The organism is Rhodoferax sp. (assembly GCF_028689295.1).
Lineage (GTDB): Bacteria > Pseudomonadota > Gammaproteobacteria > Burkholderiales > Burkholderiaceae_C > Rhodoferax.
Map to the genome: position 1 here is coordinate 114747 of NZ_JAQTWL010000008.1, position 24183 is coordinate 138929.

Consider the following 24183-nt stretch of genomic DNA (forward strand, 5'->3'; position numbering starts at 1 on the left):
CCTTTGAGCAATACCTAGTCGCAACACAAATGCTTGTCGCACTCTGACTTTAACGCCGGCGCATGATCCTCTCCCTGATCAATAACATCGCCTTCCTGGTCGCCCTGGTGGCTGCGGGGCAGATCGTGATTTCGCGTCTTTACAGGAATCCGCTGAGTCGGCATGTGCTGCTCGGGCTGCTGTTTGGCGGCGCAGCCTTGCTGGGCATGGCGAATCCCTTGAACTTTTCACCCGGTGTGCTTTTTGACGGCCGTACGATTGTGCTGTCGGTGGTCGGCGTGGTGGGTGGCGGAGTGGCCGCGCTGATTGCAGCTGTCATGGCGGCCCTGTATCGCTACCAGTTGGGCGGCGGCGGTGCGACGGTTGGCGTCATGGTCGCACTACTGTCGGCTTTGCTGGGAGTACTGGCACGGCAATGGTGGCTGCGCCGCGGCATCTCTCCGCAACCGATTCACTATCTGGCGCTTGGCGTATTGGTTCAACTGGTGCAGTTGACACTATTTACGCAAATTCCTGATCGGGCCGGCTATGCCTTTATTGAACAGGCTTGGTGGGTGATCCTGCTGCTCTACCCACTCGCCACCATGTTGCTGTGCCTGATTTTTCGCAATCACGAACAGCAGCTGATTGACCAGCAGGCTTTGTCCTCGGCGCAACATGCGGTGACTGCCGCGGAAGCCGCCAGCAGGGAGCGCTTTCACGCCTACTTCGACCATTCCATCGTCGGCCTCGCCATCACCAGCCCGGAAAAAGGCTGGGTCGAGGTCAATGATGCACTTTGCGCGACGCTGGGGTACAAACGAGATGAACTAACCCGCATGACCTGGACTCAGTTGACCTACCTCGAAGATTTGGCTCCCGACCTGGCTCAGTTCAACCGCATGTTGTCCGGTGAAATCAACAGCTATACCTTGGACAAGCGCTTCATTCACAAGGATGGCCATTTGGTGGATACGCGCTTGGCGGTAAGCATAGTGCGCGAGCCGGACGGCAGCGTCGATTACGTCGTTGCGATGGTGGATGACATTAGTGAACGTACAAAGTCGCAGCTTGCCAGCGAGGCGGTGCGCAATCAGTTGCAAGCCACGCTGGATGCCTTGCCAGATCTGCTGTTTGAAGCGGACTTTCAAGGGCGCATCGTCACCTACCACAGCCATCGCAGCGACCTGCTCGCTGCACCTCCCGAAGTGTTTATCGGCAGGCGGTTTTCTGATTTGCTGCCACCAGATGCCGCTGGCGCCTGTCAGCACGCCATCGACGAGGCCGCGCAAAACGGTTTTTCCAATGGGGTGACTTACCGGCTCGCCTTGCCAAACGGTGAACACTGGTTTGAACTCTCCGTGGCACCTCTGCATGCGGATGCCAAGCCCGACCAGCACTTTATCATGATCTGCCGCGACATCACCGAGCGCAAGGCGCATGAAAGGCAGTTGGAGCGTATCGCCCACTTTGATGTGCTGACCCACCTGCCCAACCGCGTTCTGCTCGCTGACCGCATGCAGCAGGCGATGCTGCAGGCGCAGCGCCGCAAGAAACAACTGGCGGTGGCCTACCTCGACCTCGATGGCTTCAAGGCCATCAACGACCACCACGGCCATGAGACCGGCGACCAGGTGCTCATCGCCCTGGCCAATCGCATGAAAGAGGTGCTGCGCGAGAGCGACACCATAGCCCGCATAGGCGGCGACGAGTTTGTGGCGGTGCTCACCGACCTGGACAACAGCTCGGCCAGCGTGCCGCTGCTTGACCGGCTGCTGGCGGCTGCCGCGCTGCCGGTGCCGGTGGGCGAGCTGAGCTTGCAGATTTCAGCCAGCCTGGGCGTCACCTTCTACCCGCAGGCGCATGACATCGAGGCCGACCAGCTCCTGCGCCAGGCCGACCAGGTCATGTACCAGGCCAAAGTGGCGGGCAAGAACCGCTACTGCGTGTTTGACGCCGCGCAGGACAGCAGCCTGCGCGACCACCACGAAAGCCTGGAGCGCATGCGCCTGGCAATGGAGCACGGCGAGTTCGTGCTGCACTACCAGCCCAAGGTCAATATGCGCAGTGGCAAGGTGATAGGTGCCGAGGCCCTGATCCGCTGGCAGCACCCGGAAAAAGGTTTGTTGATGCCGGCGGCCTTCCTGCCGGTGATCGAAGACCATCCGCTGGCCGTTGACTTGGGCGAATGGGTGCTTGACACCGCCATGCATCAAATGGAGGTGTGGTGCGCCTCCGGTCTGGACCTGCCCGTCAGTGTCAACATCGGCGCGCGCCAATTGCAGCAAAGTGACTTTGTGGCGCGCCTGCAGGCCATCCTGGCAAAACACCCGCAAGTGCATCCGGGCTGCATTGAACTGGAGGTGCTGGAGACCAGTGCCCTGAATGACATGGTGCAGGTGTCGCAGGTGATTGATGACTGCGCCAGGATCGGCGTGAAGTTTGCGCTGGATGACTTTGGCACCGGCTACTCCTCGCTCACCTACCTCAAGCGCCTGCGCGTAGCGCTGCTCAAGATCGACCAGAGCTTTGTGCGCGACCTGCTTAACGACCCCGATGACCTGGCCATTTTGCAAGGCATCATCGGTCTGGCTGCCGCCTTCAAATGCGAAGTGATTGCTGAAGGCGTAGAGACCGTGGCGCACGGCACCGCGCTGCTGCAACTGGGCTGCGAACTGGCGCAAGGCTACGGCATTGCCCGGCCCATGCCGCCAGATCAGTTGCCAGCCTGGGCAGCCACCTGGCAGCCCGATGCGGCGTGGCGTGCAACCACGAACGCCGCTGTGGTCTTGCGGCCCACAGACGAGTAGGCTACCGCAAAGCTGGCGTTCGCCAAGGTCGGCTAACGCTGCACACCCGAAGTAGTTTTCCGCTGTCAGTCCACCACGCACTTTGAGCACCAGCTTCTTCAACCATCGTTGGTTGATCCCCTATTTAGCAACATCACCCCAGCAAGGCCGCCAGCGACATCACCAGCGTGATGGTGGCCAGGCCCAGTACCGTCGATACCGCCATGCTGGCAGTCACCAGGTCTTGCGCTACCTCGTAGCGCTGGGCAAACAAAAACACATTGGCGCCCGTTGGCAGCGACGCGGTGACGATCATCACCGTCAAGGGCAGGCCCGCCATGCCCAGCCCCAAACCGAGCACTGCGACCAGGCTGGGCAAGGCCAGGTTTTTCAGCAGGCTGATGCCCAGCGCGTTCTTCAGATGCGGCCCCACCTGCACCTGCGTCAGCGTCACCCCCACCAGCAGCAAAGCCACCGGACCAAAGGCACTGCCCAGCAGATGCAAGGGCTTGTCAACCACTTCGGGCAACACCAGCCCGGTTTGCGCAAACAGCAGGCCGACGATGATGGGCAGGGGCACCGGGTGGATGATGCCGCTTTTCACGGCCGCCAGCACGGTCATTGCCATGTGCCTTTGGCCGCCCGGCCCGCTAACGCGTTCCTCGCGAGCGGCCACCATTTCCAGCACCACGGTGGCCAGCGTCAACAGCACCAGTGCATGCACGGAAATAAGGGTAAACAACGTGACCAGGCCGATTTGCCCGTAGGCCAGGCCAACCAGCGGAATGCCGATCATCACCGTGTTGCTGAAGGTGGCGGCCAGCGCCAGCACGGCGGCGCGTCGATTGGCGCCTTGCCAAAACAGCATGGCAGCAAACAGCAGCAGCGCCGCCACAAAGTACATGACCACCGGCTTGAAGTTGAGCTGTTCGACATGCACCGTGCTCATGGTGCGAAACAGCAGCGCTGGTGTCAGCACCATGAACACCAGGTTGGACAAATCCTTGATGGCCTCGGCCCTGATCCAGCCGGCGCGACCCGCAACAAACCCAACAAAAATCAATAGAACAACAGGCAGCAGCGCCGAAAAAACAGGGTTATTCACTTTCCCTTGTTATTTGCCGGCGCTTTTGGCGCTCTCGTTCATTTTCGATTTGAGCACCACGTAGGCTCCGATCGACACCACGATGATGGCGCCAATGACCACCACGCTCATCAGGCCGTAGTCAGTGGAAAAAAGGTCTTGGAGTGCTTTCATGGTCTTGGTCCTTAAAAAAGCCGATCATAAATTTGAAAATCATGCCTGGCTGAACTATGCAACATTGCCAGGTCGTTAAATCTGACATATATCAATCCGCCGGAATATTAAAGCACGCCAAGTGGATGGCCGAAACTTATGACACAGCCTCGTCGCGGCTTGTGCTGGACGTGGCTGCCGTCGCGCAGTCGGCACACACGCCGCGCACCGCCAGGTCCAGGCTCATTCCCTGATAACCCAGCGCCTTGAGGGCTTGCAAGGCATTTTGCGCGGCCACCTCCAGGTCGAGCGCATTGCCTTGCAGCGCGCCCTGCAAGGGTTGATCACGGTGGCAGCTTTGACACTCGAAATGCGGCAAGGCATGCACGCTGGCAGGCATAGCCTGGTAGTGGCGCACCCGACTGGCATCGACCCGGCACAGCAGCAAGCCCACTTGGGTCAGCCGGTCGATCAGGCGGTAGAGCGTGACGCGGTCGAGCGTGGCCGCGCCCTCGCCCTGCTCGCCCGGTATGCCGTCAGACTGCAAGGCTGTTTGCAATTGGGCGTGGGTGTAGCTGGTGTCCGGGTGCGCCAACAGCCAGCCCAGCACGCGCCTGGCCGCGCCGGTGCGGCGCAGGCCGTGGGCGGACAGCAAGGCGTCGATCGGATCAGTCGGATTTGACAATGGGGTGCGGGACATGGTTTGGGTAGGCTGATTTTTCAATAGCAAGACTTTAATGCAATTGAGTTGCGATATACTAAGACGCAATTCAATTGCATTATCGCTGCAAACATTCTAATTCCGTATCACCAGACATGACGCCTCAATCCCCCGCCGCACCACATGATCACGGCCCTGCGCATCACCACGCCGTGCACATCAGCGCGCAGCTCATTGCACCTGCCAGCACGACCCGCAGCGTGCTGGCCTGGCCCGCCTGGTTGCGCGTGCTGGCGGTGTTACCCGTGGTGCTGGCGCTCTGGCTGGCCGTGTGGTGGGCCAATGCGGGAGTGGTAGCGTGGTAAGCATCGACAACCTGACGGTGAGCTACCGCCAGCACCCGGCCCTGCACCATATCAGCGGCCAGTTTGCCAATGGCTCGCTGAGCGCCGTGATCGGCCCCAACGGCTCGGGCAAAAGCACGCTGCTGAAAAGCATCATGGGGTTGGTCAAGGCATCTGGCGGGCGCGTTCAGGTGAGCGCACCACACGCGCGCATTGCCTACCTGCCTCAAATGACAGAAATCGACCGCAGCTTTCCGATGCCGGTGCGCGACTGCGTGTTGCTGGGTTGCTGGAGCGCCTTGGGTGCCTGGGGTGGCGTCAGTGCCGACCTGCTGGCGCGCGCCGATGCGGCCATTCAGACCGTGGGGCTGCAAGGCTTTGAGCAGCGCACGGTGGGGTCGCTGTCCAGCGGCCAGTTTCAGCGCGCGCTTTTTGCCCGCCTGCTGATGCAGGATGCCGAGTTGATCCTGCTCGACGAGCCCTTCAACGCCATGGACTCGCGCACCACCGCCGCCCTGCTGACCTTGATCAAACAGTGGCACGCGCAGGGACGCACCGTGATCGCCGTGCTGCATGACGACGCGCAAGTGCACGCGCACTTCGAGCAAACCGTGCTGCTGGCACGCGAACTGGTGGCCTGGGGCGACACCGCGCAGGTGCTCACCGAACCCAATTTGCAGCGCGCCCGCGCCCTGGCCGAAGCCTGGGACGACAACGCCGACATCTGCCACACCGACGAGGTTAGCGCATGATGACGCTATGGGATTGGCTGATTGGTCCGTTTGCCGAATTTGCCTTCATGCGCCGGGCGCTGGTGGCCACGCTGGCGCTCGCCGTGAGTGCGGCACCGCTCGGCGTATTTCTGACGCTGCGGCGCATGAGTTTACTGGGCGACGCGATGAGCCATGCCGTGTTGCCAGGTGTCGCCGTGGGTTTCATGCTGTTTGGCTTGTCGCTGCCAGCCATGGCCCTCGGCGGCGTGGCGGCGGGCCTGCTGGTGGCGGCAATTGCCGGCGTGGTGAGCCGGGCCACGGCGCTCAAGGAAGATGCCAGCCTGGCAGCGATGTACCTGGTGGCGCTGGCGCTGGGCGTGACGCTGATCTCGCGCCAAGGCAGCCAGCTCGACCTGCTGCATATTTTGTTTGGCAGCGCGTTGGGCGTGGATGCAGCAGGATTATTGCTGGTGACCGGCGTGGCCAGCCTCAGCCTGATCGCCCTGGCCGCGCTTTACCGCGGGCTGGTGCTGGAAAGCTTCGACCCGGTGTTTCTGGCAGCATCTGCCGGACGCGGCTGGGGCCGGCGTGGCTGGATCTGGCAACAAAGCTTTTTGATGCTGGTGGTGGTCAACCTGGTGGCGGGTTTTCAGACACTGGGGACGCTGATGGCGGTGGGCCTGATGATGCTGCCTGCGGTATCCGCCCGGCTCTGGCATGACACGTTGAGCGCGCAACTGCTCAACGCCAGCGCACAAGCGGCTGTGGCCGGGGTAGCCGGGCTGCTGCTGTCGTTCCACCTCGACACGCCCAGCGGGCCCACCATCATCGGCTGCGCCGGGGTGCTGTATGCCGTCTCTTTGCTGGTATCACCTGGCGGCTGGCTGCCCCAGGTGCTCAAGCGCCCGCACCGGGTGGGCTGATTTTTCACAAGACGCACCATGAAACGCAACACACTCAAATTTCTGGCACTGACCGCACTGGCTGCCCAGACGCCTTTCTTCGCCCAGGCCACAGCCGCCGAGCCGGTTCCCGTGGTGGCTTCTTTCAGCATCCTGGGCGATCTGGTGCAGGTGGTGGGCGGCGAGCGCGTCAAGCTCACCACGCTGGCCGGACCGAATGCCGACGCGCATGCATTTGCACCCAGCCCGCGCGATGCCAGGGCGGTGCTGAACGCGCGCCTGTTTGTCATCAATGGCCTCAACTTCGAGCCCTGGGCGCAAAAGCTGGCCAAATCGGCTGGCTACAAGGGCGCAACCGTGGTGGCCGCCACCGGCGTGCCAGCACTCCCGATGCAAGAGGCAAGTGACAGCCACGGCCACCAGGAAGCTGACCCGCACGCCTGGCAAAACCCGGACAACGTGGTGCTGTATGTGAAAAATATTGCGGCCGGCCTGTCCAAAGTGGACCCTGCCGGCGCCACCACTTACCAAGCCAACGCGTCAGCTTATGCCGCAGAGCTGAAAAAGTTCGACGCCTGGGCCAAAGCGCAATTCGCCAGCATCCCCGTGGCCAAGCGCAAAGTGATCACCTCGCATGATGCGTTTGGCCACTTTGCCGCGCACTACCAGATCAGCTTCCTGGCGCCCGAGGGCATCAACACCGATGCCGAACCGAGTGCACGGCACGTGGCCGAACTCATTCGCCAGATGAAGCGGGAAAAGATCAAAGCTGTTTTTGTGGAAAACATGAGCAACCCGAAGCTGATGGCGCAACTCAGCCGGGACGCGGGTGCCACGCTGGGTGGCACGCTCTATTCCGATGCACTGTCCGGCCCCGAAGAACCGGGCTCAAGCTACCTCAAGATGATGCGGCACAACGTGACGCAACTGCTGGCGGGCATGCGGCTGAACAGCCTCTAATCAGTTGGGGTCAGAGCACGTCGCTGCGCGAGTGGTCTGACCCGCAATATTTCAGGATAGTTAGGGTCAGGGCACGTCGCTGCGCGAGTGGTCTGACCCGCAATGTTTCAGGCTGAGGCCATCGCGTCCCAAGCCGCCAGCGCCTCGGCCACCAGCATCAGGCCAGGGCCGCCGCCCATGTAAACGCACACCCCCAGCGCTTCTTCCAGCTCAGTGCGGGTGCAGCCCAGGCGGTGCAAAGCCTTGACATGAAAGGCGATGCAACCGGCGCAGTGCTGGGTGACGCCAATGGCCAGGGCGATCAGCTCCTTGTGTTTGGCGCTGACCGTACCTTCTGCCATGGCGGCCTTGGCCATTTGGCCAAAGCCCAGCATGGTTTCGCTTTGCGATTTGCGAAACGGCCCGAGGTTGTCATTGATGTCCTTCATCAGGCCAATGGAATCAAACGTGCTCATAGCGCTCCTTGTGGTGAACGGATTATCCGAATTTGGCAAACAGTTTGCTGTACGGTCCCTTCAATTTTCCCGCGGCTTCCTTGGCAGCGGCCATGTCCTGGTTCAGCAAAGCTGCTTCCAGCGTGCCGACGGATTGGTTCACGGCCTTGAGCAGCTGGTTGAACTCTTCATTTTTCTTGAGCGATGCCGGGGCTTGCACTTCGAGCTGTTTGCCCAGATAGCTCAACGCACCCGTCTGCGCCGTCAACAGCAACGCGCCTTTGGGCTGCGCCAGCGTTTCGCCGCCATGCACCTGGATCAATTCCATCTGGCTGTGATAAGCGTTCATGTGGTCGCTGAAGACCACCACGTTGTTGCGCTGACGCATGTCGGCCATAACGTCGCGCACCCGCTCCAGCGTGTTGTGCGCGGTGCTGAGCTGACCGGCGCCGACTTCTTTCAAGGCCTGGTCATAGACCTTGCCCACTTCTGCCACCGAGCCCGCAAAGGCTGGATCGCGGTCATACGGGGCAGCCGGTTTGGCGCCGAACTCGGTGGCGAGCTTGCCCCACATCTGCTGCGCCTGCAGCAGGGCATGCTGCGCCTCTTCCTGGGATTTTCCGTTGGTCTTGTACAAGGCCATGCGGTAAGGCGCATTGGCCGCCTGCATAAGATCAGTCACCGGATCAGCCGCCTGGGCAAAAGCCCCAAAAGACAGGGAAACGGCCAGGCTGACGACTTTCAAAGTGGTGCTGATGTGTGCTGACATGATCGAAATCCTTGTGTTGTTGTTGAAGCCCTGAGTGTGTTTACTTCAGGTGAAGTGTAAATAAGGCCCAGCAAAAGTATTGTAAAGATAAGCCAAAAGCGATGGATTACGGCGCTTGCGTCCCCTTGCCAGGATTTGTCAGGCCCTACAATGATGTAATTACTCAATTACTTCAAGCGCATGAAAGTTCTCGAAAAGGCACCCAAGCAACGCACCGAGGTGCGCCAGGCCAGTCTGGTGGATGCCGCCTTGCTGCTGGCGGCGCAGCGCAGCCCGGCTGACATCACCACCGCAGACCTGGCGCAGACGGTGGGCATCACGCAAGGGGCCGTGTTTCGCCACTTTGCCAGCAAGGAAGCCATCTGGCTGGCGGTGCTGGACTGGGTGAGCGATGCCTTGATGGCGCGCCTGCAATCTGCGGCCGACGCTGTGGCCGAGGCAGCACCCAGTAAATCTCATGGCGCCGTCACCCCCGCCGCGCCAACCGCCATGGCGGGCCTGCGCGCGGTCTTTTTGGCGCATGTGGACTTTGTCCTGGCCTACCCCGGCGTGCCCCGGCTGATTTTTCAGGAGTTGCAAAGCCCGGACGACACCGCGTTGAAAAAACGGGTTCGCATGCTGATGCAGCGCTACCGGCAATTGCTCGTGCAACTTTTAAGGCAGGCACAAAACGAACAAAAGCTGCACCCGGCTGTTGACCCGCAAGCCGCAGCCATTCTGTTTATCGGCTCGGTGCAAGGCCTGGTGATGCAGGCCATGATTTCAAACGACGTGCAAGCCATGGTCGCGCAAGCACCGGGCGTCTTTGCCATTGTCCAGCGTGGGTTGGAAAACCTGCCCACTGTTCTCCAAGGAAAACCATGAACACAAACGTCCTGCTCAAACGCCGCCTGATCATTGCTGCTGTTGCCATCGCCCTGGTTGGCGGCATGGCTTATGTGTCGCTGCGCACCGGGCCACTGGCGCCCATCAAGGTGACGGTGGCGCAACCGACCGAGGGCACGTTGAGCCCCGCCATTTTTGGCATCGGCACGGTCGAGGCGAGGCGCAGCTGGATGGTCGGCCCCACCGTGCCCGGGCGGGTGCTGAAGGTGCTGGTCGATGTGGGTGACAGCGTCAAGGCAGGGCAATTGCTGGCCGAGATGGACCCGGTGGACTTGACCCAGCGCCTGGCCGCATTGGATGCGTCACTGGCACGCGCGGGCAGCACACAAGCGGCGGCGCAAGCGCAGTTGCTTGACGCCAGCGCACGGCGGAAGCTGGCAGCCATCAACACCCAACGAAATCAGGATCTGGCGCGGCAAAACTTCATCAGCTCTGGCGCGCTGGACGCCAAACTACAAGAACAAGCATCCGCAGAGGCCGCCGTGCAAGCCGCACAAGCCAATTTGGCTGGCACCGGCCAGGACTCGGCAAGGTTGAAAGCCGAGCGCGCAGCCCTGGCACAACAGCGCGACAACGTGCGCCTGTTTGCCCCGGCCGATGCGGTGGTGACCACGCGCGATGCCGAAGCCGGCAGCACCGTGGTGGCAGGCCAGCCCGTGCTGCGCTTGATGGACCCGGCCAGCCTGTGGGTCAAGTTGCGGGTTGACCAGGGCCGATCTGCCGGCCTGGTCAGCGGCGTGAAGGCCAGCATTGTGTTGCGCTCCAGCCCGCAAACCCCGTTGATCGGCCAGGTGGCACGCCTGGAGTTGCTGGCCGACAGTGTCACCGAAGAACGCATCGCGCAAGTGGCGTTTGATGCCCCGCCCGCTGGAGTGTCGGTGGGTGAAATGGCCGAAGTCACGCTGCAGTTGCCCGCCACAGCACCCGCGCTGCTGCTCCCCAACGCTGCCATCCAGCATCAACAAGGCCAAAGCGGGGTCTGGCGTTTGAAAAACGGCCGGCCTGAGTTCACCCCGGTGCAGCTCGGCACGCAAAGTCTGGACGGCCAGGTGCAGGTGCTCAAGGGTCTGGAGAAAACCGACCAGGTGGTGGTTTACAGTCAGAAAGCCTTGAGCAGCGGCGCGCGTATCAAGGTGGTTGAGACCTTGGTCAAGCCCGAGGCGACGCCATGATCAGCCTGGCCGGACGCGACATTCTGCACGGCTGGGGCAAGTTCGCCCTGACCGGCCTGGGGCTGGGGCTGCTGATTGGCGTCACGCTGACCATGGCCGGGGTGTACCGCGGGATGGTGGACGATGCACAGGCCCTGCTGACCAACAGCCAGGCGGATTTGTGGGTAGTGCAAAAAGACACCCAGGGCCCGTATGCCGAGGCCTCCAGCATCAAGGACGACGTGGTGCGCAGTGTGCGCGGCATGCCCGGTGTGGCGCAGGCCGCCAATGTGACCTACCTCACCATGCAGGTGCAGCGCCCCAGCGGCGATGAAGCCCGCACCATGGTGGTGGGGGTTGAGCCCGGCAAGCCCGGTGCACCCGGCTACCTGGTGGCAGGGCGCCAACTCACCCGCGACCACTATGAAGCCGTGGCCGATGTCAAGACCGGCCTCAAACTGGGCGACGCGGTGCGCGTGCGCCGCCACAGCTACACCGTGGTCGGCTTGACGCAGCGCATGGTGTCATCGGGCGGCGACCCGATGCTGTTTGTGCCGCTCAAGGACGCGCAGGAAGCGCAGTTTTTGAAGGACAACGACACCATTCAAAGTGACCGTATCCGCACTGCGGCCAACCCGGCCTTCAACCGCCCCGGCGTGCCGGGTTTGCTGGAAGCGGTGCAAGGCCTGCAAACCGGCAGCCACAACGTCAACGCGGTGCTGGTGCAGTTGCAACCTGGCTGGCAGGTCGATGAAGTGGCTGATGCCCTGAAGCGTTGGAAGCATGTGCAGGTGTACACCCGCGCCGGCATGGAAGACATTCTGGTAGCCAAGCTGATCGCCACCTCAGCCAAACAAATCGGCATGTTTCTGGCCATTTTGGCGGTGGTGAGTGCGGCCATCGTGGCCTTCATCATCTACACCATGACGCTGGGCAAAATCCGCGAAATTGCGGTGCTCAAGCTCATCGGCACACGCAACATGACGATCGCCAGCATGATCCTGCAGCAGGCCATGGGGCTCGGGCTGATCGGCTTCATGGTGGGCAAAATCTCGGCCACGATCTGGGCGCCGATCTTTCCCAAATACGTGCTGCTGATGCCGCGCGATGCCGTCACCGGCCTGGTCGCCACGCTGGTCATTTGCGCGCTGGCGAGCACGCTGGCGATTCGTGTGGCGCTCAAGGTCGATCCAGCCGAGGCGATTGGATGATCACCATGAACACACAGAATACGGCCGCAGGCGGCATCCGCATCGAAGGCTTGCGCAAAGTTTATGGCAAGGGCGACAGCGCTGTTGAAGCCCTGAAAAACGTCAACCTGGTGGTGGCGCCGGGCGAAGTGGTGGGCCTGGTGGGCCCCTCGGGCTCGGGCAAGAGCACGCTGCTCAAATGCCTGGGCGCCATCATCGAACCCACGGCGGGGCGCATGACGCTGGGCAGCGACGTGATTTACGACAACGGCTGGAAAGTGCCCGACCTGCGCGCGCTGCGCCGTGACCGCATTGGCTTTATTTTTCAGGCGCCCTACCTGATTCCTTTTCTGGATGTGACCGACAACGTGGCGCTGCTGCCCATGCTGGCCGGTGCGGCCAACGCACCGTCGCGCGCCCGCGCGCTGGAATTACTCACCGCGCTGGATGTGCAGCACCGCGCCAAGGCCGAACCATCGCAACTCTCGGGCGGCGAGCAACAGCGGGTGTCGATTGCCCGGGCACTGGCGAACCGCCCGCCGGTGATTCTGGCCGACGAGCCCACCGCGCCGCTGGACAGCGAACGCGCCCTGGGTGTCATGCGCATCCTGAATCAGATGGCGGTACAGGCCCACACGGCGATCATCGTGGTGACGCACGACGAAAAAATCATCCCCACCTTCAAGCGGATTTACCACATCCGCGACGGGCAAACCGTGGAAGAAGCGGGAGAAGGACGCTCGCTGGATTAGCGGCCCGGATTACTCGAACGACGGCGTCTCGGGTTTGGCGACCGGCTTGCCCGCCGCCACCCAACCGTCAAAACCGCCGGCGATCGACTTCACATTCAGGTAGCCCATGTTTTGCAAAGCGGCTGCCGCCAGCGTGGCGCGACCACTGGTCTTGCAGTACAGCAGGAGGTTGAGGTCACGCGACTGCAGCGCCGGATTGGCGCTGAATTTGAACTCGAGCATGCCGCGCGAAATGTGCACGGCACCGGCCAGATGACCGGCGGCAAATTCGTCGGCTTCGCGCACATCCACCAGCACATCGGCTTCACGGATGGCTTGCTCGGCGTCAGCCACCGGGATTTCCTGTACGTGCACTTTGGCGGCGGTAACGAGGTCGTGAGCGGTTTTCATATAGTTCTCCTGAAGCAATAAAAATAGAAAATCAGACCCGTTGGCCGAGCCAGCAGGTGACACCAATGTGACCGGCGCAGGCTTTTTAAAGCGGCTTGCGGATGGTGATAGCGCCGCGGATTTGGCCAACGGCGTAGCCAGTGGCTTTGTCAGCCGGGTAAAGCGTGTGCAGGCGCTCAGCCACTTCAGGGGCGATATTTTCGCTGGCACCATGGCACGCCAGGCACAGCTGTTGCGTGGGCAGCGCTTTCATGTAACGGTATTCTTTGACGCCAACCGCGTCAACCAGTTCGTACTTTTCCAGCGTGGCCGGTTTTTCGCCGGCGGCGGTGCGGCGGTCAAAGTCTTCCAGGGCGGCTTGTTCCCAGGCATCTGGCACCGCCCTGGGGTTGCGGTTGCGCAAGCTCACACGACGAATCGCCCAGCCCGTTTGCTCGGAAGCCGTCTTGGCCATTTGGGGCGCCTTTTCGTTGCACACTGCCACGGCAGAGGCCGGGCCACCCTTGGCAATCTGGAGGCTGAGCACTTCCAGCAGCTTGGGTGGCACCGCACCGGCGACTTTGCGCGCCTCAGCGAGCAGCGGGTCCTCTTGCGCCAGCGCAGGCACACTCAGCCACAGTGCCGCACCCACAAGGGCAAAACCCAACCGACCCATTGGCAAACCTTTTGTATTCATATCCGTCTTTCGTAAATTGAACAAGGGACGCATTAAATCAGCAAAAACACCCTCAGCGAATCCCGCGCTCGCCCTGGCCCAGCATTTCTTTGGTCACCAGCGTGATGCCGGAGTCAGTGACCCGAAAGCGCTTTTTGTCTTCTGCCGGGTCCATGCCAATCACGGTGCCTTCAGGCAGCACGCAATTTTTGTCGATGATGCATTTTCTCAAGACACAGTGGCGACCCACCTGGACGTTGGGCAAGATCATGGAGTCTTCGATGGTGGCATAGCTGTGCACATGCACGCCCGAGAACAACATCGACCGGCGAACGATGGCGCCGCTCACGATGCAACCGCCCGAAATCATCGAATCAACTGCCTTGCCGCGGCGGGTGTCGTCGTCAAAGACAAATTTTGCCGGCGGCATTTGCGGCTGCCAAGTCCAGATCGGCCAGTTGTCCGAATACAGATTGAGGTCGGGTGTGACCTGAACCAAGTCCATGTTGGCGGCCCAGTAGGCGTCGAGCGTACCGACATCGCGCCAGTAGGGAGGCTTGCCCGGCTCGCTGACACCGCTTTCTGCAAAATTCTGGGCGTAGGTGCGATATCGCTTGACACAGTGCGGAATGACATCCTTGCCAAAATCGTGACTTGACTTGGGGTCGTCGGCGTCACGCAACAATTGCTCGATCAGGAAGCCGGTGTTGAAGACATAGATGCCCATACTGGCCAGCGCGTGCTCGGGGTCGCCGGGCATCGCTTGCGGCTGGGCGGGCTTTTCGGTGAACTCAAGCACCCTGCCCTCCTCGTCCACCGACATCACGCCAAAGCTGCTGGCCTCATGCAGAGGCACCTCGATGCAGGCCACGGTCAGGTCGGCCTGACGCGCCATATGGGCCGCCAGCACCCGGCCGTAGTCCATGCGGTAGATGTGGTCACCCGACAGGATCAGCACGTACTCAGGCCTGGCATGGCGGATTTCGCGCAGGTTCTGAAATACCGCGTCGGCCGTGCCTTGGTACCAGTGCTCTTCGTCGGACTGCTGCTGCGCCGGCATGATTTCGATGAATTCGTTGAGGCGGCCGTCCAGAAAACTCCAGCCCAGCTGCAAATGCCGGATCAGGCTTTGCGCCTTGTACTGCGTGGCCACCCCAACCCGGCGCACACCCGAGTTGACGCAGTTGGACAGCGTGAAGTCGATGATGCGGAACTTGCCGCCGAAAGGCACCGCCGGCTTGGCGCGAAAGTCGGTCAGTTCGTGCAGTCGGCTGCCGCGCCCGCCAGCCAAAATCAGGGCAAAGGTGTTGCGCGTGAGCTGGCTGACAAAACGCGGGTCATGCGTCCTGCGTTCACCCCCCTCCGTTTCTTGATTGCTCGCCATGATGGCTCTCCAATGTTGTCATGAACACACTAAATGGCGCCACCTAGGCGGCGGCCACGCCAAAGTTTTCTGGCATCTGGATGGCCACCACCTCGCCGCGCGCGGTCGCCACTCCGCCGGCATAGACGGTTGACTCGATCACCACCTTGCGGCCCTTGATTGCCTTGATGCGACCGCGGATTTCAAGCGTTTCCGAGATCGGGGTGGGCTTGAGGTAATCCACGTGCAGCGAGCCGGTGACAAAGCGAAACGCCGGCAGCGTGTCCATGGCACGTCCCTCGTGCTTGTACATGGCTGCTGCGGCGGTCCCGGTGCTGTGGCAGTCGATCAGCGAGGCCAGCAGGCCGCCATAGGTGAAACCGGGCACGGCCGTGTGAAAAGGCTCCGGGGTAAAACGGGTCACGGTCTCGTCGCCTTCCCAAAACGTCTTGATGCGGTGACCGTGGTCGTTCTTGGCGCCGCAGCCATAGCAATGCGACAGGTTCTCGGGGTAGTAGTCCTGAAAGGCTTTCATGGGTGTTTCCTGGAAGGTCGGTGAATTCGGTTTTCTGGAAGCCTCTTATGCCCTATGGCTGCGGCAAAGACGCTGACTTTTGTCAATTTTTGAATGTTTAATTTCCAACGTGCAACTTGGCGTGAATGCGCCGCGTGGTGCGCCACACCGCCCACAGCACCAGCGGCACCAGCGCACCGGCGGCCATTTCGGGGTTGATTGGCAACCCGGCCGCCTTGAGCGCCTTGCCGCCGTACAGCAGCAGGCTGACCACGTAGTAGGAAATGGCGGCAATCGACAGGCCTTCGACCGTGCTTTGCAAGCGCAGTTGCAGTTCCTGCCCGCGCGTGAGCTTGGCCAGCAATTGCTGGTTTTGCACCTCGGTGGCAATATCGACCCGAGTGCGCAACAGGTCGCTGGTGCGCGCCACCCGCTCCGACAAAGAGGCCAGCCGCTGCCCGGTGGCCACCACCGTGGCCATGGCTGGCGACAGCCGGCGCTGCATGAACTCGCCAATGGTCTGGGTGCCCGGAATGGCTTTTTCGCGCAACTCCCTGATGCGCTGATTGACCAGCGCGTAGTAGGCCTGGGTGGCGGCAAAGCGGTAGCTGTTCTCGGCGGTGGCGCGCTCCACGCTGGCCGCCAGAGACACCAGGGTATCGAGCAGTTCCTGGTCAGACACCGACTTGTTTTCCAACTGGCTGGTGATGCGCACCAGGTCGCCTTCAGCCTGCGCCAGCATCGGTCCCAGCGCCTTGGCTACCGGAAGGCCGCGCAGCGCCATCAGGCGGTAGGTTTCCAGTTCCAGCAGGCGCGCGGCAACACGACCGGCGCGGGTCTGGCTGGTGCCCTCGGGCGCAATCACCAGCATGCGCTCGAAGCCGTCGGGCTGCAACCTGAACTGCGTCAACGCCCATGAATGGCCCATCGGGTGCTCGTAGCCATGGCGCTTGGCGGGTTCAGCGTTTTGCACGGTCACGTTGGCGGCATTGCTGCCCATCAGGGAAGCCACCACCGTGCGCCCGCCGAGCCAGCGCATAGCCTGCGCCATCAGGGCAGTGGCATCGTCCAGCGGGGCATGGACCATGGCCAATTGCACCGCCGCCACCGTGCGCCCCGGAATCTGTGCCAGCCATTGCGCGGGTAGCGTCAGACTGCCCATCAAATCGGGCTCGCAGGCACCCAGCAGCGCATGCTCAGGCAGTGGCTGCACGATGGAATAGCGGGTAAATTCAGAATGACGCTCCCACTTGACCGTGAAACCATCCAGCCGCAAACGTAAAAAATTGTCCTGCAAGCGCTCGGGTGTGAGCCCGGCCTGGCCCGGCAAGCGGTTCAAATGGGCGCATTCGGCCGCCCGGCTCACGCCTTCATTGAGCACCGCCACATAAACGATCAGCGCCGGCAAGCGCACGCGCGCTGAAGGCCTGGCGTGCACCTCGTTGTGCAGGGCCGCGCGCTGCAGGTCGTCAGGCGGCAGGCAGTGACGAAGTTGCGCTGCGGAATCTGGTGGCGTGGCGTTTGGCATGAGCGCTATTTTGTCGGGTTTCAGGGAGACCGAACGTCAAAGGCTGCTGACAAACTCTGCCACATCCGGTCGCAAACGCGCGGGTTTGCGCTTGCTGACGGTGCCGACGTTGATGCAGCACACGGCTTGTTCGCCCTCGGTCAGGGCAAACAACTGGCGCAAGGCCGACGAGTGCATGGCCTGGCCGCTGGTCAGGCTACTGCCAAAGCCCATGCTGTGCGCGCTCAGCAGAAAATTCTGTATGGCGGCACCCACCGACACCATGCGCTCCAACGGGTCGATGTCTGGCTCGCAGGGACCGAGCCGGGCAATGGCCAGCGCCAGAAACGGGGCACGAAAAGCCTTCTCGCGCGCCTGCTCGATCTGCTCTGGCGTCGCGCTGGCATCGCGCTCGGTCAAGGCCCGGCCAAAGGCGTCGGCCAGCACCTCGCGCTTGGCTTGCGGCACCAGCACAAAACGCCACGGCATCACCACGCCGTGGTCGGGCGCAGACGCGGCGGCGCGAAACATGTCATTCACCTGATCTTCACTGGGGCCGGGCGCAGCCAGGCGCTTGGGCAAAATGTTTTGCCGCGAGGTCATCAGGGTCAGGGCAAACGCTGCCAGATCGTTGCCGGCAAAGCTGGATGAATCGGTCATGATGCGAATGGTACTCGAGCGCGGCGTGCTAAATTCAAGGCATGAAGTGCCTCACCACCGCCTGGACCCTGCATGCCGCTGAACTGCGCGGCTGGTTGCGCCATCGGGTGGGCAACGATGCGCTGGCCGACGACCTGCTGCAAGACCTTTTTTTGAAAGCCCTGCGCCAGGGTGAGCGCTTTTGCGATCTGCACAACGCCCGTGCCTGGCTGTTCGAGGTGGCGCGCAACCTGCTGGCCGACCAGCTGCGCGTGGCGCATCACATGGTGGACTTGCCGGAGGATCTGGCAGCACAGAGCGACGATACCGACACCGTCGATACCCTGACCGCCTGCCTGCCGCGGGTGCTCTCCGAGCTGAGCCCGCAAGACCGCGAAGCCATCACCCTGTGCGACCTGCAGGGCATGGCGCAAGCCGACTTTGCCCGAGCCAGCGGCTTGAGCTTGAGTGCCGCCAAGTCCCGCGTGCAGCGCGCCCGCGTCCGGTTGCGCGCACAGATGAGCCAGGCCTGCCAGGTGCAAATGGATGAGGTCGGTCGGGTGGCCGACTTTGTGCCGCGCCACTGAACCAGCCGCGACCTGAGCCACTGCGGCCATTTGCCAAGCTGCGTCAACCCAAAAAGTTTTTTTCGATCCCCTGCGTCTTTCTGCCCGCTCTGCCGTCTCCCCAAGCATGAACACTCTGACCGTCTCCCGCAAATCCTGGCCCACGCGCCAGCCTGTTGCTTTCCTGATCCTGGCCGCCATCGTCTGGCTGGGGCTCTACAACACGCTGATTCCGGCATCCGAGGCGCTGGTGGCGCTGTTGCCAATTGATCGCGCCAGTCACTTGGGCGGTGCTATACAGTTTTTCTTTTACGACACGCCCAAAGTGCTACTGCTGCTGACCGCGGTGGTGTTCATCATGGGCATGGTCAACAGCTACTTCACGCCGGAGCGCACCCGCGCCTTGCTGGCCGGGCGCAGTGAAGGCGCAGCCAATGTGATGGCGGCGAGCTTGGGCATCGTGACGCCGTTTTGCTCCTGCTCGGCGGTGCCGCTGTTCATTGGTTTTGTGCAGGCCGGCGTGCCACTGGGGGTGACGTTTTCGTTCCTGATCTCGGCACCCATGGTCAACGAGGTGGCGTTGACCCTGCTGTTCGGCATGTTCGGCTGGAAAGTCGCCCTGCTCTATTTGGGCCTGGGCTTGACCGTCGCCATCGTCGCGGGCTGGATCATTGGTCGCCTCAAAATGGAAGCGCATCTGGAAGACTGGGTGCGTGACATGCCCAAGATGTCGGCCGATTTTGAAGCCACCGGCATGACGCTGGGCGAGCGCATCGAGGGCGGTCTTCACGCCGTGCGGGAAATTGTCGGCAAGGTCTGGCCCTATATTCTGGGCGGCATTGCGCTGGGGGCGCTGATCCACGGCTATGTGCCCGAGGACTTCATGGCCAGCTTCATGGGCAAGGAAGCCTGGTGGAGCGTGCCGCTGGCCGTGATCATGGGCGTGCCGATGTACACCAACGCCGCTGGCGTGATCCCGATCGTGCAAGCCTTGCTGGCCAAGGGCGCGGCGCTGGGCACGGTGCTGGCCTTCATGATGAGCGTGATTGCGCTGTCCTTGCCCGAGATGATCATTTTGCGCAAGGTGCTTAAAGTGCGGCTGATCGCCACCTTTGTAGCCGTGGTGGCCGGTGGCATTCTGCTGGTCGGCTTTGTTTTTAACGCCGTGTTGTAAACGCTATTCTTTTCAATCTCAACTTCAAGGATAAAACCATGGACATCAAAGTACTCGGCACCGGTTGTGCCAACTGCAAAGCAACCATTGCACTCATCGACCAGATCGCCCAGGCCAAAGGCGTGAGCGTCACCCTGACCAAAGTCGAGGAGCTGCGCGACATCATGGGCTACGGCGTGATGAGCACGCCCGGTGTGGTCATCGACGGCAAAGTGGTGCACGCCGGGGGGGTGCCCAGCCGTGACAAGATCGAGCAATGGCTGGCGGTGTGAACCTTAAACAGGAGTAGCTGATGAATCCGCAAAAGAAATTTCACCTGGTATTTTCGTTCGTTATGGGAGCCATGATGATTTCGCTGATGACGTTCGTCATCACATGGGTCAATGTGGGTTTGGGCGCAGACTTTTTACCGCGCTGGATGAAGGCTTTTGGCATTGCCTACGTGGTGGGCGTGCCGGTGATCTTTTTCCTGGCACCCGTGGCACGCAAGCTCACCGGGCGCATACTCGGTGTCAAACCCGCCTGACCACAAAGCCTCCTTGCAAGCGATAAAAACAATGTCCAACCCGCCCTCTGAAAATCATCGCACGCAACACATCGGCTGGCTGCGCGCCGCTGTGCTGGGCGCCAATGACGGCATCGTTTCCACTGCCAGCCTGATCCTCGGCGTGGCCGCTGCCAGCGCCACGCAGGGGCCAGTGCTGGTGGCGGGTGTGGCGGGACTGGTGGCCGGCGCCATGTCGATGGCGGCGGGCGAATATGTGTCGGTGAGTTCGCAGTCGGACACCGAGCAGGCTGACATTGCCCGCGAGCGCGAGGAACTGGCCACCGACGGCGAACGCGAACTGGCCGAATTGACGGGTATCTACGTACAGCGCGGCCTGGATGCCAACCTGGCCAGGCAGGTGGCCACGCAATTGACGGCCCATGATGCACTGGCGGCCCACACCCGCGACGAACTTGGCATTTCCGACGCCACCAGCGCCAACCCGTTGCAAGCGGCGCTGGTCTCGGCGCTGTCATTTGTCGTGGGTGCCGGTTTGCCACTGCTCACTGCCTGGCTCGTGCCTTTTGACATTTTGACGCCTGTGGTGGCAGCCACCTCGATGCTGTTTCTGGTGATGCTGGGTGGCCTGGCTGCCTACACCGGTGGTGCCGGCATTGTCAAAGGCGTTGTGCGCGTGGCGTTCTGGGGCGCGCTGGCCATGGCCATCACGGCTGGCGTCGGCATGTTGTTTGGGGTCGCGGTGTAGATCGGCGGTGATCGCCAACATTTCTTTTCAGGCGCACTTCGGGTGCTGCGCCCAGCTGGCACTCTCGTTGTCCGCACCATGTGCAATGAAGTCCCGAAGGGAATGGTGGAAAGAGGAAATTTCGATGCTACGACGCGCTGCACAATGTCGGCCAAGGGTTACGCAACACGGTATATCGGTTGGTCCAATGACTTCATTAGCGAAGTCATCGACGCCGGCTTTGCTGTCGTCCAACTGCTGATTGAACCGGTGGATCTGAGTGCCGCGGAGGAATCTTGATGAATTGTTGTTGGTTGCCAGGAAGACGACGTGATTCGGATAGGTCAGTACCTTACCACGGTACTATGGAAGCCAGCACGATTTCTCAGATGCTACAGGTCAGAAATGGAAGTCAGCAACCCGGTACAGCGTACTTCGGCTGTGCAGCGGACAGCCGCGCAGACCGGCTTTGCGGCAGCCTACTTGTCTGCTGACCGAGATGCCGCACCGGAATTAATCATCCCACCCCAGGCCGCATCGGGCTGCCAGGTGGCTGCCCAGGCTGGCAACTGATCTGGCGGCATGGGCCGGGCAATGCCGTAGCCTTGCGCCAGTTCGCAGCCCAGTTGCAGCAGCGCGGTGCCGTGCGCCACGGTCTCTACGCCTTCAGCAATCACTTCGCATTTGAAGGCGGCAGCCAGACCGATGATGCCTTGCAAAATGGCCAGGTCATCGGGGTCGTTAAGCATGTCGCGCACAAAGCTCTGGTCGATCTTGAGCAGCGCCACGCGAAGGCGTTTGAGGTAGGTGAGTGATGAGTAGCCGGTGCCAAAGTCATCCAGCGCAAACTTCACGCCGATCTGGGCACAGGCTTCGATCACCTGAGACACTTTGGCAATGTCTTCCATAGCGCTGGTCTCCAGCACCTCAAGTTCAAGGTCTTTCGACTTCACCTGCGGATGCTTTGCCAGTAATAATCTCAGCCGATCGACAAAGTCGCCTTGCTGCAACTGGTGCGCACCAATGTTGACGCTTACTACCTTGTCCAGGCCCGCTGAGTGCCATATCTCGATTTGGGTCAGAGCGGTATCAATCACCCACTCGCCAACGGAAATGGCCAGAGCATGGCCCTCGATCACGGGCAAGAATCCGGCCGGTGTGAGCAGTCCTCTATCCGGATGCTGCCAGCGGATCAGTGCTTCTGCCCCAATGATCTCGCCGGTTCGCATGTTGACCTTGGGCTGGTAATACAGCACGAATTCACGTTGTTCAAGCGCCAGGCGGATCCGCTCCACGCTTTCATGGTGACTGCGGATAGTGTCGTCCAGTGAGACATCGAAGATGTGATAGCGGTTCTTTCCAGCGACTTTGGCCTGATACATCGCTTGGTCGGCTTGGCGCACCAATTGATCGGCACTGATGTCATGTGCTTGCGGATACAGGGTGACCCCCACACTCGCCGAGACCTCAAGCGTGATATCTCCAAACTCAACTGGTTGCGCCACCGCAGCCAGCAGCCGCTCTAGCAAAGGCAAGCTGTCTGCAATGTCATTCAGATCAATCAGTATCGCCACAAACTCGTCGCCCCCTATACGAGCGATGCTGTCACCCTCGCGCATCGCCTGTTTCATGCGCTGTGCCAGGGTAATGAGAACGTGATCGCCAGCCACATGGCCGTGGCCATCGTTGACGTCTTTGAAGCCATCGAGGTCTAAGAAGAGGACGGCCAGCTTCTTCTGACGCCTCTGCACTTGTGCCATGGCCTGTTGCAGGCGGTCAGCCATTAGCAGGCGGTTGGGGAGGTTGGTCAGTGCATCGTAGTGGGCGGTGTGCTCCAACTCTATCTGGTACTGCTTGATCGATGTGATGTCGGAAAACAAGCCCAAATATCGCTTCACGACACCCTTGTCATCCCGCACAGAACTGACTGCGAGCAACTCGGCGAACACCTCTCCGTCCTTGTGCCGGTTCCAGATTTCCCCGGTCCAGTGCCCCTGCTTGATCAAGGCAAGCCACATACTGTCGTAGAACGCCTTGTCGTGCCGGCCGGAGCTGAGAATGCTCGGGCTGTGTCCTAACACTTCTTCGCGCGAGTAGCCCGTGATGCGAGTGAAGGCCTGATTGACGTCAATGATGGTGCCTTTGGTGTTGGTGATCATGATGCCTTCGCGGGCATTGCTAAAGACACTGGCGGCGAGCTGGAGTTTTTCCTCGGATTGCCGGCGCGCACTCAGATTGTCCAGATAGGCGTTGAACCAGATCGTCAGATCGGCAATTTCGTCTTTGCCACGGACTGACAACGGCGTCTGGATGGTCTGCGGCGCCTCGCGCAACAGGCGAAATCGTTTAGAAATCGCCCGTAGCGGCCTCACCACCTGCCGCAGCAGGGACAACGCGCCAAGAACAACCAGAATAAGAGACACCAGCATGACCAGCGCGGTGGCACGGCTAATGTCGCGGGCGGAACGGGTCAGGCTCGCCTGTGACACCAAGGAGGCCACGCGCCAACCGGACGCACGCATCGATGTGCTGGTCACCAGCACACCGCTATCCGTGAAGCGGCTTTGCGGCCCTTTTGGAATCTCGGCCAGCGTGGCGAGCATGTCGGTCCCGGCAGCTTGGCCGATCAAGCCGGCATCCGGATGGTAGACGAAGCGATTGCTCCCATCGAGCACTACCACCATGTTTTCGTCATGGGGGACGATTTCGCCGAATTGCTGGTGAACCTGGTTTGGGTCGAAGTTGACTAACAGCAGGGCCACGGGCTCGCGCCTGGAAGTGACCGGATTACGCAGGACAATCGCGTGGGCCGCAACCAGCGTCAAGCGATGGGTCGAGTTGCCATTGACATTGGGTCGCACGCCGGCCCAGTAGACACTCTCAGCCTGTGTCAATGTTTCCTTAATCAACTGATCACGCACGCTCGTGTTCAGATTTCCGATGTCCAGCGTGTCCCCGACATGGTAGTGACGACCGTCCAAGGTGAGGATATCGATGGATATCAGGCCCTTGAGATTGAGGAAATTGTTGAGCACATAGCCAATACGCGCCTGTGTCGCAAGGCGTGTGAAAGCATCCGAGTCGGCTTTTTTTTCCGCCAGCACCTTGCTGATTTCCTCGACACCGGAAACGTTGGCGATCAGCGCCTCGATCTGGGCCATCTGGATATCAAGAAGTACCGCCATTTCCTGAACTTCTTGGACCGCATGGTAGCGTGCCTTGTCTTCGATGGCGCTGCTTGTAAGCCGAATCGATATGGCGCTGACGGCGAGGAGCGGCAGCACCCCCAACACCAGCAGATAGGCGATGAACCGAAGGTTGAGACTAAGGCGCATGGCAGGCTGGCGGTGTGGACACTCCTAAGTGCGTGACTAGCA

General features: G+C 61.2%; 26 protein-coding genes. 14 read left to right on the top strand and 12 right to left on the bottom strand.

Going from position 1 to position 24183, the window contains the following annotated elements:
- Positions 1-62 precede the first annotated feature (62 nt).
- The gene (locus PHF15_RS09185) at positions 63-2789 is read left to right on the top strand and encodes an EAL domain-containing protein (RefSeq protein ID WP_300120500.1); all 2727 of its coding nucleotides are present in this window, start codon (positions 63-65) and stop codon (positions 2787-2789) included.
- A gap of 133 nt (positions 2790-2922) precedes the next feature.
- On the opposite strand, the gene PHF15_RS09190 is transcribed toward PHF15_RS09185, so the two are convergent.
- The 3 genes from PHF15_RS09190 to PHF15_RS09200 all read right to left on the bottom strand — a co-directional run bounded on the left by PHF15_RS09190 (position 2923) and on the right by PHF15_RS09200 (position 4705).
- Positions 2923-3873 carry an AEC family transporter gene (locus PHF15_RS09190; RefSeq protein WP_300120501.1) on the bottom strand — a complete coding sequence of 317 codons (951 nt, stop codon included), beginning with the start codon at positions 3871-3873 and terminating at the stop codon, positions 2923-2925.
- 9 nt (positions 3874-3882) lie between these two features.
- Positions 3883-4026 (bottom strand): DUF3149 domain-containing protein, encoded by a 144-nt coding sequence (locus tag PHF15_RS09195; protein ID WP_300120502.1) that lies wholly within the window; start codon positions 4024-4026, stop codon positions 3883-3885.
- Between the two features lie 136 nt (positions 4027-4162).
- Positions 4163-4705, bottom strand: coding sequence for a Fur family transcriptional regulator (locus PHF15_RS09200; RefSeq protein ID WP_300120504.1), 543 nt, complete (start codon positions 4703-4705; stop codon positions 4163-4165).
- 116 nt (positions 4706-4821) lie between these two features.
- Between PHF15_RS09200 and PHF15_RS09205 the strand changes: the two genes are divergently transcribed.
- The 4 genes from PHF15_RS09205 to PHF15_RS09220 are packed head-to-tail and all read left to right on the top strand — an operon-like array spanning position 4822 to position 7585.
- A complete protein-coding gene (locus PHF15_RS09205) occupies positions 4822-5031 on the top strand; it encodes a hypothetical protein (protein WP_300120505.1) in 210 nt (69 codons plus the stop codon).
- Positions 5025-5762, top strand: coding sequence for a metal ABC transporter ATP-binding protein (locus PHF15_RS09210; protein WP_300120506.1), 738 nt, complete (start codon positions 5025-5027; stop codon positions 5760-5762). The genes PHF15_RS09205 and PHF15_RS09210 overlap by 7 nt, the downstream gene beginning before the upstream one ends.
- A complete protein-coding gene (locus tag PHF15_RS09215) occupies positions 5759-6646 on the top strand; it encodes a metal ABC transporter permease (protein ID WP_300120508.1) in 888 nt (295 codons plus the stop codon). Before PHF15_RS09210 ends, PHF15_RS09215 begins: the two co-directional genes overlap by 4 nt.
- Positions 6647-6664: 18 nt before the next feature.
- On the top strand, positions 6665-7585 hold the full coding sequence (locus PHF15_RS09220) for a metal ABC transporter substrate-binding protein (RefSeq protein ID WP_300120510.1): 921 nt from the start codon (positions 6665-6667) through the stop codon (positions 7583-7585).
- A 107-nt stretch (positions 7586-7692) separates the two neighbouring features.
- Here the strand turns inward: PHF15_RS09220 and PHF15_RS09225 are convergent, their stop codons facing one another.
- Both PHF15_RS09225 and PHF15_RS09230 read right to left on the bottom strand, forming a co-directional pair.
- Positions 7693-8040: a carboxymuconolactone decarboxylase family protein gene (locus PHF15_RS09225; RefSeq protein WP_300120512.1), complete on the bottom strand. Its 348-nt coding sequence runs from the start codon at positions 8038-8040 to the stop codon at positions 7693-7695.
- A gap of 22 nt (positions 8041-8062) precedes the next feature.
- Positions 8063-8788 carry a hypothetical protein gene (locus tag PHF15_RS09230; RefSeq protein ID WP_300120514.1) on the bottom strand — a complete coding sequence of 242 codons (726 nt, stop codon included), beginning with the start codon at positions 8786-8788 and terminating at the stop codon, positions 8063-8065.
- A 180-nt stretch (positions 8789-8968) separates the two neighbouring features.
- On the opposite strand from PHF15_RS09230, the gene PHF15_RS09235 reads away from it, so the two are divergent.
- The 4 genes from PHF15_RS09235 to PHF15_RS09250 are packed head-to-tail and all read left to right on the top strand — an operon-like array spanning position 8969 to position 12766.
- Positions 8969-9652, top strand: coding sequence for a TetR/AcrR family transcriptional regulator (locus tag PHF15_RS09235; RefSeq protein ID WP_300120516.1), 684 nt, complete (start codon positions 8969-8971; stop codon positions 9650-9652).
- On the top strand, positions 9649-10845 hold the full coding sequence (locus PHF15_RS09240) for an efflux RND transporter periplasmic adaptor subunit (protein ID WP_300120518.1): 1197 nt from the start codon (positions 9649-9651) through the stop codon (positions 10843-10845). Before PHF15_RS09235 ends, PHF15_RS09240 begins: the two co-directional genes overlap by 4 nt.
- On the top strand, positions 10842-12035 hold the full coding sequence (locus tag PHF15_RS09245) for an ABC transporter permease (protein ID WP_300120520.1): 1194 nt from the start codon (positions 10842-10844) through the stop codon (positions 12033-12035). Before PHF15_RS09240 ends, PHF15_RS09245 begins: the two co-directional genes overlap by 4 nt.
- Positions 12036-12040: 5 nt before the next feature.
- Positions 12041-12766 (top strand): ABC transporter ATP-binding protein, encoded by a 726-nt coding sequence (locus PHF15_RS09250; protein ID WP_300120521.1) that lies wholly within the window; start codon positions 12041-12043, stop codon positions 12764-12766.
- A gap of 9 nt (positions 12767-12775) precedes the next feature.
- Here PHF15_RS09250 and PHF15_RS09255 read toward each other — a convergent pair whose 3' ends face one another.
- From PHF15_RS09255 to PHF15_RS09280, 6 genes are all read right to left on the bottom strand, one after another.
- Positions 12776-13156: a rhodanese-like domain-containing protein gene (locus PHF15_RS09255; protein ID WP_300120522.1), complete on the bottom strand. Its 381-nt coding sequence runs from the start codon at positions 13154-13156 to the stop codon at positions 12776-12778.
- Between the two features lie 85 nt (positions 13157-13241).
- Positions 13242-13832 carry a DUF3365 domain-containing protein gene (locus PHF15_RS09260; RefSeq protein WP_300120523.1) on the bottom strand — a complete coding sequence of 197 codons (591 nt, stop codon included), beginning with the start codon at positions 13830-13832 and terminating at the stop codon, positions 13242-13244.
- Positions 13833-13884: 52 nt separating this feature from the next.
- Positions 13885-15195, bottom strand: a complete 1311-nt coding sequence (gene glgC / locus PHF15_RS09265; RefSeq protein ID WP_300120525.1) for a glucose-1-phosphate adenylyltransferase — start codon at positions 15193-15195, stop codon at positions 13885-13887.
- Positions 15196-15238: 43 nt separating this feature from the next.
- The gene (locus tag PHF15_RS09270; protein WP_300120526.1) at positions 15239-15709 is read right to left on the bottom strand and encodes a PaaI family thioesterase; all 471 of its coding nucleotides are present in this window, start codon (positions 15707-15709) and stop codon (positions 15239-15241) included.
- 97 nt (positions 15710-15806) lie between these two features.
- A complete protein-coding gene (locus tag PHF15_RS09275) occupies positions 15807-17216 on the bottom strand; it encodes a DUF3422 domain-containing protein (protein WP_300120528.1) in 1410 nt (469 codons plus the stop codon).
- A gap of 36 nt (positions 17217-17252) precedes the next feature.
- On the bottom strand, positions 17253-17855 hold the full coding sequence (locus PHF15_RS09280; RefSeq protein WP_300120530.1) for a nitroreductase: 603 nt from the start codon (positions 17853-17855) through the stop codon (positions 17253-17255).
- 41 nt (positions 17856-17896) lie between these two features.
- On the opposite strand from PHF15_RS09280, the gene PHF15_RS09285 reads away from it, so the two are divergent.
- From PHF15_RS09285 to PHF15_RS09305, 5 genes are all read left to right on the top strand, one after another.
- Positions 17897-18421 carry a sigma-70 family RNA polymerase sigma factor gene (locus tag PHF15_RS09285; RefSeq protein WP_300120532.1) on the top strand — a complete coding sequence of 175 codons (525 nt, stop codon included), beginning with the start codon at positions 17897-17899 and terminating at the stop codon, positions 18419-18421.
- Positions 18422-18527: 106 nt separating this feature from the next.
- Positions 18528-19574, top strand: coding sequence for a permease (locus PHF15_RS09290; RefSeq protein ID WP_300120533.1), 1047 nt, complete (start codon positions 18528-18530; stop codon positions 19572-19574).
- Positions 19575-19612: 38 nt separating this feature from the next.
- Positions 19613-19846 (top strand): thioredoxin family protein, encoded by a 234-nt coding sequence (locus tag PHF15_RS09295; protein ID WP_300120535.1) that lies wholly within the window; start codon positions 19613-19615, stop codon positions 19844-19846.
- A 20-nt stretch (positions 19847-19866) separates the two neighbouring features.
- Complete coding sequence (locus tag PHF15_RS09300) at positions 19867-20100, top strand: DUF2798 domain-containing protein (protein ID WP_300120536.1); 234 nt, start codon at positions 19867-19869, stop codon at positions 20098-20100.
- Positions 20101-20131: 31 nt separating this feature from the next.
- Positions 20132-20827, top strand: a complete 696-nt coding sequence (locus PHF15_RS09305) for a VIT family protein (RefSeq protein ID WP_300120537.1) — start codon at positions 20132-20134, stop codon at positions 20825-20827.
- A 458-nt stretch (positions 20828-21285) separates the two neighbouring features.
- Here PHF15_RS09305 and PHF15_RS09310 read toward each other — a convergent pair whose 3' ends face one another.
- Positions 21286-24141 (bottom strand): EAL domain-containing protein, encoded by a 2856-nt coding sequence (locus PHF15_RS09310; RefSeq protein WP_300120539.1) that lies wholly within the window; start codon positions 24139-24141, stop codon positions 21286-21288.
- Positions 24142-24183 lie beyond the last annotated feature (42 nt).